The sequence below is a fragment of the Mucilaginibacter sp. P4_D1 genome, from assembly GCF_056401935.1.
The window spans coordinates 135,527-150,523 of record NZ_JBFUIJ010000001.1 but is presented as its reverse complement, the minus strand read 5'-3'; the positions used below and the strand labels follow the sequence as shown (position 1 = coordinate 150,523).

General features: G+C 42.8%; 8 protein-coding genes. All 8 read right to left on the bottom strand.

Translation table 11 applies throughout. From position 1 onward, the window contains the following. Window positions 1–536: 536 nt before the first annotated feature. Window positions 537–2,822 carry a GH92 family glycosyl hydrolase gene (locus AC1DV1_RS00625; protein WP_477353789.1) on the bottom strand — a complete coding sequence of 762 codons (2,286 nt, stop codon included), beginning with the start codon at window positions 2,820–2,822 and terminating at the stop codon, window positions 537–539. 125 nt (window positions 2,823–2,947) lie between these two features. Further along, window positions 2,948–4,147 (bottom strand): acyltransferase family protein, encoded by a 1,200-nt coding sequence (locus AC1DV1_RS00620; RefSeq protein ID WP_477353787.1) that lies wholly within the window; start codon window positions 4,145–4,147, stop codon window positions 2,948–2,950. Window positions 4,148–4,152: 5 nt separating this feature from the next. Further along, complete coding sequence (locus tag AC1DV1_RS00615) at window positions 4,153–6,384, bottom strand: alpha-N-acetylglucosaminidase (protein WP_477353785.1); 2,232 nt, start codon at window positions 6,382–6,384, stop codon at window positions 4,153–4,155. 83 nt (window positions 6,385–6,467) lie between these two features. Further along, window positions 6,468–8,060 carry a RagB/SusD family nutrient uptake outer membrane protein gene (locus tag AC1DV1_RS00610; RefSeq protein ID WP_477353783.1) on the bottom strand — a complete coding sequence of 531 codons (1,593 nt, stop codon included), beginning with the start codon at window positions 8,058–8,060 and terminating at the stop codon, window positions 6,468–6,470. A 20-nt stretch (window positions 8,061–8,080) separates the two neighbouring features. After that, complete coding sequence (locus tag AC1DV1_RS00605) at window positions 8,081–11,350, bottom strand: SusC/RagA family TonB-linked outer membrane protein (protein WP_477353781.1); 3,270 nt, start codon at window positions 11,348–11,350, stop codon at window positions 8,081–8,083. Window positions 11,351–11,606: 256 nt separating this feature from the next. Then, window positions 11,607–12,608, bottom strand: coding sequence for a FecR family protein (locus tag AC1DV1_RS00600; protein WP_477353779.1), 1,002 nt, complete (start codon window positions 12,606–12,608; stop codon window positions 11,607–11,609). Window positions 12,609–13,041: 433 nt separating this feature from the next. After that, on the bottom strand, window positions 13,042–13,638 hold the full coding sequence (locus AC1DV1_RS00595; protein ID WP_477353777.1) for an RNA polymerase sigma factor: 597 nt from the start codon (window positions 13,636–13,638) through the stop codon (window positions 13,042–13,044). 268 nt (window positions 13,639–13,906) lie between these two features. Then, the gene (locus tag AC1DV1_RS00590; RefSeq protein ID WP_477353774.1) at window positions 13,907–14,776 is read right to left on the bottom strand and encodes an inositol oxygenase family protein; all 870 of its coding nucleotides are present in this window, start codon (window positions 14,774–14,776) and stop codon (window positions 13,907–13,909) included. Between the last annotated feature and the right edge of the window lie 221 nt (window positions 14,777–14,997).

Here is a 14,997-nt window from a genome sequence, read left to right as displayed (position 1 = left end):
GGGTTGAAATTTGCCCGTTTAATTATTTTATTTCGGATTGTATAGGTAACACAGATGCGGTTACTGATTAAGTTCTAAAGATATATTTTGTGGACACATCCGGGCTTGTTCTACACGAATCAGAGGCGTAGCCTCGGCCAATCTTGTAGCCCCGGGTTTTAACCCGGGGAAAGAAACGAAGAAAACGATTGAGAGCCGTAGGTTCGACCCATATGAGCAATGCGTATATATTGTTTGAGCAAAATTGAAAATACCTGGATTTATCCCCAAATATGGGCCGTGCCGATGGCACTTTTGATGCCCTTTAGGCACTCATCCACGGGTTGAAACCCGTGGCTACAATATGTGTCGGGCCTATGGCCCTTAGGAACAGTTATGTAAAAGCTAATTGAAATCGAACAACCATACAAAGCATCATAGAGCCCTTTTCATTAAAGAATAAAGTTGTTGCATAATTCAGCTTGGCGGCATTAAACCAAACCCTATTTAAGCTGCGGCTTAAATAGGCACAATAATCCTTACCCCCTTATTGAGTTTTACCGGCCAGGCTGATATTGGGCTTGGGTTGCCCATTTAGCATCCGGTGTATCCTGCATAAAAAATTCCAGGCTGCCACCGTTCATGATCTCCTGGTAGCGGATATAATTACGAAGGCTTAGCTTCCCGTTCCGCTTAACCTGGTAAATGTATGCTGAATTTTTACTTTTCTTGTGGCAGGTTATGGTTGTGCTTTTCCCGTTGGGCAGCTTCAATATTACCTTATCAAAAATTGGCGAACATAATACAAATTGGCCCGATACCGGGTTTACGGGGTACAAACCCATAGATGCAAACATATACCAGGCCGACATTTGCCCGGCATCATCATTGCCGCCAAGGCCGCCCGGACCATCACTATACTCCGTTGCAAGTATTTCGCGAACCTGCTGCTGGGTTTTCCAGGGCGCAGCAGTATAATTGTACATAAACGGAATCTGGTGCCCCGGCTCATTGCCGTGCCAGTATTCTTTTTTCAAAAACAAGCTATCTAATGCCGATTCCAGTTTGGCTGGCCCGCCCATTAGTTTTGCGAGGCCCGGAATATCCTGCGGAGCATAAAATGTGTATTGGCGGGGCGTACCCTCGGTAATATAGCTTTCTTTTTTATCGGGGTTGTAATCAGTTATCCAAGTGCCATTGGCGTAACGGCCACGTACCATGCCTGTTGCCCGGTCAAATACATTTTTATAATAGCCCGCACGTTGTATCAGCAATTTATAATCTGCTGTTTTATTTATTTGTTTCGCAAATTGCGATAGGGCATAATCGTCATAAGCATACTCCATCGTACGGCTCACCTGCTCTTTTTTATGAAAGGCATCTGGCACGCTATCTTCCAGCGGTATGTAGTGATATTTTAAATAGCTGTCCAGGGCCCGGCGGCCTTTACCTTCTACATAATCAGCTTTATTGGCCGGTATATCAAAAGCATTGTGCCGCAATAAGCCATAAGCTTCGTTTACATCATAATCCCGGATGCCTTTAAGATAGGCCGAGCTAATTACCGAAGCCGTATGGTCGCCTATCATTTCTGATGTATAATTGTTCCAGCAGGGGAATATAGGCATCCAGCCCCCCTGCCTGCCTTTAATGATCAGCGACCGTACCAGGTCATTTACAAAAGCAGGTTTCAGTATTTCATACAAAGGAATTTCGGCCCGGTAAATATCCCACATCGAAAAATCATCGTAATAATTACCCTTTGCCAGCTTTGCATTTTTATAACCTGTTGCAAACATCGGGTACTTGCCATCCACATCGCTAAACAGGCGGGGTTGCTGCATGGTATGGTAATAGGCCGTATAAAAAATATTTTTATCCCTCAGGTTATCGGTAGCAACGCTAATTTGACTTAAGGCTTTTTGCCAAACTTCCTTGCAGTTAACTACCGCCTTATCGAAATTAAATCCAGGCATTTCTGCCTGTAAATTTTTACGGGCGCCATCCAGGCTGGTAAATGATGTACCTATACGGATCACCAGCTTTTCGCCCTTGTTCATTTTAAAACCAACAAAGGCGCCTAAGCCTGGCATGTCTTTCAGGCTTGTGGCCGATAAAATCTTTCCTTCGGTAAAAGTCCCCGCGCGATTGGCCTGTTTTTCAAAACGGATTACAAAAAAGCCGTTAAAACCGGCGCTTTTGCCCCAGCCCTGGTAAATGCGATGAGCCGGGTTGTAACCGTATATTTCCCCTCGTTGGGCATCCACCTGTATATAACCTTCGTGCCTGTCGCTGTTGGGGGTAACCATTAAATAAAGGCTATCGGCCTTATCCATGGTAAACTGCATTATGCCACAGCGTGGGGTGGCGGTTACGGCGGCATGTACGCTATATTCGGCTAAATTAACCTGGTATAAATAAGGGGTTAACAACTCGTCGGCGTGTTTAAATGAGGTATGGTAATTGTTGGTTTTTAATTTCCCGGTTATAGGCATAATGGTAAAGCTGCCATAATCCTGCGTACATGAACCACTTAACCAATGCGAGCCGCGCAGCCCGTAAAACAGGCTATCTTTATAAAGATACGGTGGTACGCACTTATTTTCTGTTGCCTGGGTCTCCGGCGTCCACTGCGTCATGGCGAATGGCGTGGTTACAGCAGGGATAGTATTGGCCTGTGATGCGGCATAGCCCGAGCCGTGTTTTACTGCCGACGCAGTTGTGGCAACAGCGGTACCGGCCAATGGCTGTACATATTTAACAACATCCTGCGCAAATGCAGCTGCCGGGGCAGCCAATAGCAGTAAAGTAAAATATAAACGTAGCCCTTTATAAGATATCATACAATGTAATGTTAATCGTGTAATAGTCTTTAGCCGAAAGTCCTAAGTCAAAAAAGAATAAATATAACTTTTGATTTAAGACTTAGTACTATTAACTTAACACTAAGCCTCTGCAACGCACAAGGCTATATTTTCAAAAATATTTTGTTTCGATATAAAAAATAAAGCAATGCAAGCTGCACAATCACTATGCTTATGGCCTGCCAAACCGCTTGCCATAGCGGCGACACGTACTGGATCAGCCCGCCAAAAAAGTAATGGGCGGTATGCTGAAAATCGATCATACCTTCGGATGCCAGGTAAATAAGGATTGAATTTACCCCGATAAGCACAAAAGGGAAAGCCCATTTACGATAGCCCGCCACGTCAATAACCAGGTAAAATACAGACAGGAAAACCAGGCTCCATCCACCTACAAACAAAACGAAAGAACTTGTCCAAAGGCGTTTATTGATAGGGAAAATTAAATTCCATACGGAGCCAATGGCAATTAGAATTACTCCGGCCACAAACAATGCCACACCCTTTTTCCACATAGGCCATTTCGCCGATTGGTATTTCAAAAACTGACCGGTAAAGATGCCCAGCATGGCTGTACCAATTGCCGGGATGGTTGATAACACACCTTCGGGATCATGTATTTTATCATGTAACCGGCCGGGAAGTAATAAACGATCTACATATGATTCCAGGCTGCCATTCATGGTTAAAACCCCTGCGCCATAACCCGGCACCGGGATAAGCATCATGGCTGCCCAGTAACCTATTAGCAATACAGCAAACCAGATAAGTTGCTGCCGGGTATTAAAATTCAAATAAATGAGGCCTGCAAAAAACCAGGCCAGGCCGATGCGCCCTAACACGCTTGCAAAGCGAGTTTGCTCGTAGCCGTTCCACTTGAAAAGACCGTTAACAACCATCCCCAAAAAAAGCAGGATAAGGGTACGGCGAATCATGGATAAATAGATGCTCCGCTTATCGGCTTTGGGTAAAAGCTGCGCATCATTTACCCCCGCCTTTACCATTTTATTATGCATAGAGTAGGGCATAGACACACCGGCTATAAACAAAAACAGCGGAAAGATCATGTCATAAAATGTAATCCCATTCCAATCGGTATGGTGCAACTGGCCCGACATCCACAATAAAACCGGCCAGTTGGTTGCTTTGGCCAGGGCATGTACCACCCCTTCGCCACTCATTATCCAAAACATATCAAAGCCACGCAGCGCATCTAACGATAGTAGGCGTGGTAACTTTACAGGCGAATTTTTACTGTTGCCGGTATTTATAAAAGGATCAGTTATAATTGGTGCATTGGCCATATGCCTTAAATATTAATGTTATTTAAGTCTGCCCCTATTTTAGTGCGATATTTTTTATACAGTTGTTGAGCCAGCAATATGCTATTGCCTTTGGTGGTTACCGGGTATAGCTTTTGTGTGTTTACCCAGTTCCACTCCCAGGCGCTTATATTTTTATCAAATGCGGCGGCGTCCATTGGCTTGGCGGCTTTCAACGCGGCCTGGGCCTCTGCAAAAAACTTTTGCCACCGTACTTTATAAAAATTGTTGAGCAAACCGCTCCACTGACGGCAGGAGTATTCATGAAGCGGGCTTTTTTCATCGCCCCAAAGCGTAACCAGGTTTCGGGCATTTCGTTCATAAATTGCCTTTTCGGTTGGCGTTGTTCCACATTTACGGGCATCGGCAAGCCATGGGCCCAATAAAAAATCTTTACGTGTTGCCAAAAGCGCATCCATATCGCCAATCAATTGAAGATACTGAACGCTGTATTTATCAAAGTCTGCTACGTTTTTATCATCGTAAGCCTTTACCCATTTTTGCTGCAATGGCCTGGCATAGTTTGCCAATACCTGTCTCGATAAATCAACCAGGTCATATTGAAAGCCATCACTCTTGCTGCATGCGGGGATGGCCTTCATCAGTTCGTCCCAGGCGGGCAATAAATCTTTACGCTGATAATTTAATTTAGTCCTTGTCCACACCGCGGCCGAATCAAATGTTGGCCTGCCGGTTATAATTGACTCCGAAGCATCACGGATATCTTTACCGTTATAAACTGTTTCTTTTAATACCTGCCATGCTTTGATTGTATGCTGGTTCACGCTACCATAGCGGTTTAAAATGTACGACCGAAGCCAGTTATCCAGGTTAATAGGCTCGCTTTGCCAGGTATTACTTGTCATTAGTTCATACAACACCGGGTTTTGTTCAATGCCTTCCATGGTAAGGCCAATACCTGCCAGCTTGCCCGATGCAGTATCTTTAAGGGCCAGCGCAGGGCCAGTCGCTACGCCTTCAATCCGGCCAAACATACCGATATTGCCGCCAAAATTGTGCAGCATGTTCCATATCCAGGGTTTGCCGTAATACGCTTCTGTGCGTTTCCAAACGGGTTCAATTTCGGTTGCCAAATCAAGCATAATCATATGATCGTTCGGAACAGCCTGTAGTAAAGCTTTAATCTGCGGAGTTTTCCAGAATTTGCGGTCGCTGTAAAAAAGCCAGCCCTGCATTACCCATACGGCTTTCGGGTCGGCATTGCTCATGGCCTGGTAAACCCTGGCGCTTAATGCCGACAAATACGCAGGATCATCAGTTGGCGGTTCATTTTCATTAAAGGTATCGGCCGAGTATAAATGATCGGTGCCGTATAAACGGGTTTGGGTTTCTAAAAACTTACGCCCAATTAAGTCAAACATCGGGTCGTGGGTATCCAATATATAGGTGTCGCCAAAACCATTGTTCCAGTTAGTCTTTTTCAGTTTTGAATTAGGGAAGCGTGTTGTAAACGCGGCGGGTACATGGCCGGTAAATGATTGTAAAACGGGCTTCATGCCAAGCGCTCTTTCGCGCTTTAATATTTTTTGCTGCAAATCGCGGTGGCTTGTCATCCAGCTAACGGGCAGCGGGCCGCCCCAGCCATCCAGGTTGCCCATCCAAAACCATGAAAAATAAGCGGGGCCGCAAAAAAACGATTTCAAATCATTATCTGTAAAACCCATATCCTTATAAACTTCATACCAGGTATACTCCTGGCCGGTTAATGCAAGCGGCATATCAACGCCGTGCAGGGCCATCCAGTCAATTTCTTTTTCCCATCGTTTCCAGTCCCACCAGCTCATACTATAGTTGTACGTGCAATAGTTTAAGTAGTACCGGTATTGGTAGGGTGTGTTTTTATGAATTTTAGTGGTTACCGCGGGTAATTTTGCAGGCAGGTTTAAATTGGTGCCATTCCAGGTTACCTGGCAGTGGCAGTATTCGGTTAGGTAATAGTATAATGCGGATGCTACTGCGACACCATTATTACCCCTTAATACAATTTTGTTGTTAACGCTTTCTATTTCAAACGCATCTTTGCCATTTATCGCCGGAATTTCTTCTACCTTAAAATGTGCTGCTGCTTTGGGTATAACGCGGCCAATTAATGCGTATGATGCATTCTTGTTAACCTGAGCATTTGCGCCTCCACGGATAAAAATTAAAATAACGAGCAGGGCAAAAAAAAGCTTTGCAGGCAATTTGTTTAACAACATATTAAGCAATTAAATTAAAAACAAAAGACGGTAAAAAACAAATACAGGCCGGTGTGCGGCCTGTATTTGTTAAACAATATTGGTTAATAACCTGGATTTTGTACCAGTTTTGGATTCAACTGCATTTCGGGTCTTGGTATTGGGAAAATGCGTTTTGCGGGATTTGCATCTGTTTTGATGCCCCATGGCTTCTCAAACTGACCAAAACGGATAACGTCATTACGGCGCCACATTTCCATCGCCAGTTCGCGGCCGCGTTCATCTAAAATATCCTGTAGGGTAACAGCTGCCAATGCGGTAGCTTTTGCACGTGCCCTTACCTGGTTAACCAAGGATAAAGGCGAATCGCCGTTGGTTGCAGTTGCACCTCTTAAAATGGCTTCGGCTTTCTCCAGCAACACATCGGCATACCTGAACATCGGCACATCATTACCCTGGTTACGATCTGTATTTAAGCTGTCCGGATAAAATTTGTTGTTCCTGTATCCTTCTTCGTTGGCAAGCTCATCATTCCCAATATCAAAAGTTGCGTTATTTTTCCAAACAATATCAGGTGTAAACTCCAACTGGTGTACAACTGTAGCATTAGGATTAGGGCCACTATAACTTGCATCAAGCCCAATGTTGGTGGTTGTAATATTTATAGGCGTGCCATCATTGTTATATTGCTTGCCTACCAGGTATTGTTTTTTGCGGATGTCATTGGCGTCGTTAAATAAGGCATAATACTCTTTGTAAGTATATACAGGCCCATCTGGTGTATAAGGCATTTTATATTTACTTTTCAAATTAGGGTTAAGCGTCCAGCGGGAATAATACTGCCCCTGCGCCTGAACACCATCATAAGGAACGGCAAAAATAAAATCTTTAATTTGCGGACCGTTGTTAGGTTTAAACATCCCCAGGTAATCGGCATCTAAAGAATACTGGCCGCCTTTTATAATGTTATCGCACATGGTAACCGCATCCTGGTACCTTGCCGTGCCAATATAGTATTGCGCATTAAGGTACATTTTTGCAAGTATGGCATAAGCTAAACCTTTGGTTGGCCTGCCATAAGTAGTTACGCCCGATGTAGCACTCAAATCAGGAATTTGCGCCAGCAATTCGCTTTCGATAAAAGCAAACACAGTTGCCCTTGGCTGGGTGCCAAGGTTGGTGGTATCGCCAAACTTTTTGCTGATAGGCACATTGCCAAACAGATCCATCAAGTAAAAGTATGACAAGGCCCGCATGGTTTTAATTTCGGCAACGGTTTGCTTTTTAGCATCACTTGCCGGGGTAGCGTCAAACAATGACAAGACCTGGTTACATAAACTTATGGTTCCGTAACCCCACTGCCAGCAGGTTTCTGTCATGCCGTTATCAGGTGTTACCGTATGCAGGTTCACGGTTGAATAGGTACCCCCATCAAGCCAGTTACCGCCACGCGCTACCAGCACGTTTTCATCGGTACTTAAATTTTGCAATAACCAGTACTGCCTGCCCGGCGCCCCGCGAAACGAGGTATAAATAGGCCCGGTGGCTGCTACATACTGCGCCGGGGTAGTTGGGAAAATAGATGGGGTAAGTGCTGATTTAGGCGTAATATCTAATTTTGTACAACCCGAAAGGTAAATAGCGCCCACAACCATGGCAATAAGGCCAGGTTTTATATATCTTTTTAAATTATTCATGTCAGTTAGGTTAATGGTTATTATAAATCAACTTGTATACCTGCAAGGAAGCTCCTTGTTTTTGGATAGAAATTATTACTATCAACACCAATAAACTGGCCGCTTGCCTGGTTATCGATGTTCAAATTCAACTCGGGATCAACCCCTTTGTATTTGGTGATAATAAATAAGTTGGTACCAGTAACATACAAACGGATGCCATGTACATAATTACCTGCAACATTAAATTTGTAAGCAAGTGTTGCATTACTTAACCTGATAAACGCGCCGCTTTCAAGATAACGTGTTGAATACAAGTTGGCGTTAACATCGGTACCAGGCTCGCTTAATGTTAAGGTAGGTACACCATGTGCCGAAGCCTGGGTTGGCTGGTTAAAGCTGGCCAAAGATGCATTCATGATTTTGTTACCCCCCTGACCTCTGAAAAAGAAATTAAGGCTGAAGTTTTTATACGTAAAATCGTTACCCAAACCAAATGTATAGGTTGGCTGTGCATTACCCGCATAAGTTTGATCGGCACTTGTAGGTGTGGTGGTTGACTGACCGTTGGCACCTAAAAATGTGGATACGCCGTTGGTACGGCCAAGGTATTTCAGCGTATAAAACTCGCCAAGCGGATAGCCGGCTTCAATAATAGATACCTTGATACCGCTTTGTCCGGGTCCTTCAGGATCACCCACATATATTTTAGAAAGATTTGGCGCCAGTGAGGTAATCTTATTTTTATTGAATGAAATGTTGCCGTAGCTGCTCCAGGTAAAATCTTTTGATTTGACAGGTGTACCGTTAAGGGCAATCTCGACACCTTTGTTAGACATGCTGCCTACGTTTTCTACCTTGGTGGATACGAAGTTATTGATCAGTGATACCGGAACGGTAGTGATCATGTCGGTTGTTTTTTTATTGTAGATATCAACCGAGCCACCCAACCTTCCTTTTAGTATAGAGAAATCGATACCACCGTTAAGCGTGGCTGTACTTTCCCACTTCAAATCGGGATTTGGGTTTTGTATAACACCTATAGCACCTATGTATGCACCGTTGTAATAAAAACTACCTGTGGTACCGTAAAGCGTTATTGGTGTATAGGGCGAGAAGCCTAATGAATTACCTGTTTTACCATATCCAACCCTCAGTTTTAAATCATCAAACAGCGATTGCGATTTCATGAAACCCTCGTCAATTACACGCCATGCGGCCGATGCAGCAGGGAAATATCCCCAGCGGTTGTTGGTACCAAAAGCGTTTGATCCGTCACGGCGTAATGATGCCTGCAAAAGGTATTTACCCAGGTAACTGTAATTTAAGCGGGAGTAAAATGATATCAGGCGTAAAGTTTCCTGGTTAACACTGCCGTAATCAACCCGGTAACCGGCGGCAGGCGTACCTAAGGCCAGGTTACTGTAGCCGGTAGCATCAGAAATGAAGTTTTGATTAGTTGACTGGAAACCGTCACCCTTTGTGGTTTGATCTATTGAATAACCAAACAACGCTTTGAAGGTGTGCTTTTCATTCCAGTTATGTGAGTAAGTTAAATAGTTTTCAAACAGCTTTTTGGTATCTGTATAAGTCGACCGGATAGCTTTACCGTTAAGGCCGGGAGCAAGCTCCGATGCCGAATTGTAATAGGTATTGTTATCGGTATTTGTTTCCTGGTAAGCTAAATTAAAATTGTAAAGCAGGCCGGCAGGTAATATCAACTCACCGCGCACATTACCCAACAACAAGCTCACTTTTTGTTTGTAGGTATCATTGGTGATAAGCCCAACCGGGTTATAACCCAGTTTTAAAGTTGGGTCGTTATAAAATGTACCATCAGCATTATAAATGGTACGGGTAGGCAAATACTGAACTATTGATTTAAACAATCCGGGGCTTTGGCCATTAGCAGTCGACAACGGAATATCATTAACCAACAGGTTTGAGTTGGTAACCGCGTTGCTTAGCGAAAAATCCAGTTTCAATTTATCATTCAGCGCTTTTTGCGTAATATTAAGCCTGCCTATAACACGCTTTAAACCGCTGCTTTTTACAATACCCTGGTTGTCAAGATAATTTAAGCTTCCGTTATAAGTAGTTTTATCGGTACCGCCGCCAAAAGACAGGTTATGGTTTTGCGAAAAACCGGTGTTGCGTTCAACCGCTTTTTGCCAGTCGGTATTTCCACCATTATCATTTGCCGGGGTAAAACTTTGTCCGTTAGCTTTTACATAGGCCCTAAGCTGATCGGCACTGGCTACATCAAACTGGTTAGATACTTTTTCAAATGCGCCGTAACCATTGTAAGTCATCCTCATCTGGCCCGCTTTGGCTTTTTTGGTAGTTACTATAATTACACCATTGGTAGCCCTTGTTCCGTAAATTGCAGCAGCAGAGGCATCCTTTAGCACATCAATAGAGGCAATATCCGATGGAGCAAGCAAGTTAAAATCGGCTCCGGGTACACCGTCTATCACGTAAAATGGTACCGAGGCGTCGCCTGTTCTTATTGATGATGGCCCACGGAGTGTAACAGAAGCTTTTCCATTGGGGTTACCATCATTGGTAATATTTAAACCTGCTACTTTACCTTCCAGCAAATCGGCAGGGCTTGATACCACACCTGCGTTAAATTGCTCGGCTTTAACCGTAGCAATGGCGCTGGTTAGCTCCTTTTTGGTTGTGGTACCGTACCCTACAACAACTACTGTAGATAATGAATTGGCCGAAGGCACCAACGTAACCTTTATAACGGTTTGTGTGCCAACGGTTATTCGTTGCGTATCAAAACCGATATAGGAGAATACCAATACCGCGTTTTCATTGGCTACCTGTACCCTAAACTTACCCTCTAAATCGGTAACAGCTCCTGTTGCAAGGCCTGCAATTTTAACAGAAACACCTATCAGGGGTAAACCTTTATCGTCTACAACGGTACCGGTAATGATGGTAGGGGGAGGAAGCTCCACTTTTTTCTCAACCGGTGGCTTTGGCGCAGGCTTAACCAATAAGCTGCCTTCAACCTCGGTGTAGGTAAACTGATTGTCAAGCAAAACCTTTTTTAAAACGGCTTGCAGTTTCTCGTTTCGCGCCGTCAGGGTCACTTTAACATCACTTTCAATATTATTCCCGGTATACATTATCCGTACACCTGTGTTTGCCGAAATGCGTTCAAGCGCATCAGAAAGTGGCATTTTTTTCAACTTAAGGGTCACTGGCTTTTCCAGCACGCTTTGTCCGTATGAGTTATCGGCCATAGCAATGGACGATAGCGAGCAGACAACTAATAAAATAATCGCATTAATTTTCATAACGAGTGTTATGGCTCGAAAGAATCTTTCGGGTATGGTTTTTTTCATATTTTTGCTATATTAAAGTGTTATAGGTCAAGCTGGAACGTGCTATGGTTCTTGAGGCCTCCTGCATGCTCCATTAATAAATCTTTGGCATTTTATTCCTCCAAAACTGGCCCGGCCATTTTGGAGGATCATTTTTCTCTTTCCCTGTTTTTTAATTCATAGCGTCTTAATTAGGTCAAACATTATTTGTTTTTATATAATTGGTATATTAATTACAGCCCTTGCCTTTTAAGGTATAGGCGCTGCCCTCCTTTTTAAAGTGGGCGTTTATAAGGGCTTCTATCAGCTTTAATACTTTTTGCAGTGGCATGTTGTTAAAATCGGCATACAACGTGCAGTTGAGCAGATTTTTATCGGCCTTAATCACCACATTATATTTGCGCTGAACATCGGCCAGCACATCAGACAATGGTGTATTATGATATTGCAACTTGCCCTCCTGCCAGCTAATGACCGATAGGGCATCGTCAATTTTTTTTGCAACCAGTGTTTCGTCAGTTTTGGAATATACCAGCTGCATATTGGGTGTAAGCAAAACGGCGGGCTGTTTTACTTTTGTGTTTAATATCCCCACCTTACCGGTTACCACGGTTACTTTAATGGCTTTATCTTCGTTATAGGCTTTAACATTAAAGCTGGTACCTAAAACTGTGGTTGTAATTTTACCCGAATGGATGACAAACGGCTTAGCGCTGTTATGCGCTACTTTAAAAAAAGCTTCGCCGGTAAGGGTAACTTCCCTTGTATTTTGTTTGAACTTATCAGGATAGTTTAGCCGGCTGCCCGAGTTAAGGCATATGGTGGTGCCATCAGACAAGCTTATTAGTTTTATTTCGCCGTTTAGCGCTACTGTTTCCTGGTATTTAACAGGATCTATCCAATTATCCAGTTGTTTTCTGAATACGTAGGCTGTACAAAAAACAGTGGCAAAAGATGCCGCAATTGCCATTTTTACCCACAGCCCTCTCGTGGGAAACTCCTGTTCAGGAGGCTTAATTATACGTTGATGAATATTTTTGAGTATTTCGTTGGATGCCTGATCGGTAAGGATGAGTTTTTTTTCCAGTACATCTTTACTAAAACCATCAAGCGCTATAAGGTATAACTCCGAGATATCTCCCTTCAGGTATTCGGCAAGCCAGCGCTTGTCGTCCTGAGTCAGGGTATCAGTTTTATAAAGCCTTTCTAAACGTTGAACTATGGTTTCCACGAGCAATTTTTATATAAATACGCCGGGAGGTTTAAAACGGGGGGATGGTTTTGTAATTATTTTCAAATAAAAATCAAAAATTACAAACGGGTATTTTAAAGCTTAAGATGCCCGTTTTTTGAGGCTGTTTTTTTTGAACTTTTAAGCGAAAAATCTTCTTTTTATTTTTGTATCAAAAAATGTACTTTTTGTATCAATAAATAGCGCATTTGTTGTTAAAAAGTGTAAATTAATTAACTTATTTTAACCTGTTTGTGCATGAATAAATAGCTGTTTTGATATACAAAAAGAAGCGTGTAAATTTGTAGTGTTTACCCACAAATTAAAGCAGTTTCTATGTTGTTTTGCACCGCATTGGACATCTGGAATTCGCGTTGATTTGTGTGAAGTAAGCTTTCTTAATTTAACCCCACACAATAAGCATAGATCGAAATTATTGCTCGATACCAACCCAATAACAGGCCAGCAACACGCCGGCGGTTTTCCATTCGGCCTGGTGTTCGTGAATATGGTTTTTGACGGCCGCAACCGCGTGCCCAAGATACTCTTTAACGGTATGTTTAGATATGTTTAGCGTTTCGGCTGCTTCCTCGTAAGTTTTCCCTTCTAACTTGCAAAGGGTAAATACTTTTTTACGCTGGGGCGATAGCTGGTTAATGGCCTGGTGCAATAAGTAATACTGGTCGTCAATTAAGTGAAGGTTGCTATCATCCTGCTCTATTTCGGCAAAAGGCATGGCATTAACAACCGCAGCCTCGCGTAGCTTCTTGCGTAAATGTGATATTGATTTGTTAAAGCTCAATACAAAAAGCCAGCCGCTTACCGATTGGTCGGCCTTAATTTCGGCACGTTTTTCCCATAATGCGATGAAAATATCCTGTAAAATATCGCAGGAGATATCATCATCCTTGGTGAGTTTGTAAATATTACGGTAAATGGCCTGGTGGTACTTTTGATAAAGCAGATCAAATGCCCCGATGTCATCATCGTGTAAGCGAAACACTAAATCTTTATCTGCATCCATATTCATAACAACCGGTAACTATTTAATCATTTAAATTAACAAACAGGAATAATTGTGAAAAGTACAAATATTTATTTATCGATAAATGTGCCTTACAGCGTTTTTGCCGATGATTTACTTGATTTTTGCCATCGCTTTAAAAGATGATAATCGTTCTTTTAAAGATGGCCTGTTTTAAGCTTAACCTGCAAAAGGTGTTATTTTTACAGATTAAGCGTGACAGGCTAAAATCAAATAAATCAAAAAAAATCGCTGTTATAGGGGTACATTAAAATTATAATTTAACAGTAGCCGGCAAATATTTGGCAATCAAATCCTCGTAGTAAGGCTTTAACTCCGATACTACGGGCGGTTTTGGACTTTTTGAATACAAGTCGTACGGGTTAAATTTATCAACCCATTTAAACATCTCCTGGTCATGTGCATTCAGCAAATGATCGTAAGCCTTTTCGCGGTGTTGCGAGTAAAACGAATGGTAACGGATCATATACAACGCTTCCTCGGGCAAATAATCTTTGGTGATGTGGTACAGGTATTCATCGTGCCCCCATGACATGTGCACGTTATCCAATCCGCACTGGTGGGTGTAAACACCGTATTTGGTATTATAGCGTTCATCAGTGCTATCGGGATTGGCGGCAAAAAACTCAGGGTAAACTATCTTATCCGAAAACTTGCATCCTACCGGGAATGAATCGCCGACAACGTTCCATTGGGGTTCGCCAAAAAGGCAAAGCACCTTGCCCAAATCGTGGATAAAGCCGGTTAACACAAACCAATCAGGATGCCCATCAGCACGGATGGCTTCAGATGTTTGTAATAAATGCTGTAACTGATCGAGCGAAATATCAGGATCTGATTCATCAACCAGCGTATTCAAATACTCCATTGCCGACCACCACGGCATTTCCATTTTATCAAACTGTAAAAAGTTAGCCTTTTTTGCTAAAACGTTACCATAGGTTTGGTAAGTATGGTTAAGCCTGTAAAACTCCCTTACCGGGTTATCTTCGGCATCATTATAAACCCTGAACTCATCTTTGGCTTTAGCCGTGCCGGGCTCGGGGTACCTGCTTAATACATCATCCTCCCAAACATCCAAACTTGGCAGCGGCGAAATTTCTTTTTCAGTTAACTTTTCCATATCGTAAACCATTCAAACAATTAATTATTAAACGTTGGTAAAGCCATCATCTGTTTAACTCTAAAATATACTTATCGCTACCCCCGGAAACCCTGGAGTAAAAACTCCGGCAGGCTATTTATAAACCGGCAATCCAATAAATAAGTCTTAAAATGAGCTGTGCTTAAAGGCACAGTTTAGCTTTATAATGTTTTAAAATTCACTAAAAAAAACATCGGTTT

Bases quoted from the DNA above. Each gene is read 5' to 3' on its own strand.
- AC1DV1_RS00625 (WP_477353789.1), bottom strand. From the start codon at position 2,822: ATGATATCTTATAAAGGGCTACGTTTATATTTTACTTTACTGCTATTG.
- AC1DV1_RS00620 (WP_477353787.1), bottom strand. From the start codon at position 4,147: ATGGCCAATGCACCAATTATAACTGATCCTTTTATAAATACCGGCAAC.
- AC1DV1_RS00610 (WP_477353783.1), bottom strand. From the start codon at position 8,060: ATGAATAATTTAAAAAGATATATAAAACCTGGCCTTATTGCCATGGTT.
- AC1DV1_RS00605 (WP_477353781.1), bottom strand. From the start codon at position 11,350: ATGAAAATTAATGCGATTATTTTATTAGTTGTCTGCTCGCTATCGTCC.
- AC1DV1_RS00595 (WP_477353777.1), bottom strand. From the start codon at position 13,638: ATGAATATGGATGCAGATAAAGATTTAGTGTTTCGCTTACACGATGAT.
- AC1DV1_RS00615 (WP_477353785.1), bottom strand. From the start codon at position 6,384: ATGTTGTTAAACAAATTGCCTGCAAAGCTTTTTTTTGCCCTGCTCGTT.
- AC1DV1_RS00590 (WP_477353774.1), bottom strand. From the start codon at position 14,776: ATGGAAAAGTTAACTGAAAAAGAAATTTCGCCGCTGCCAAGTTTGGAT.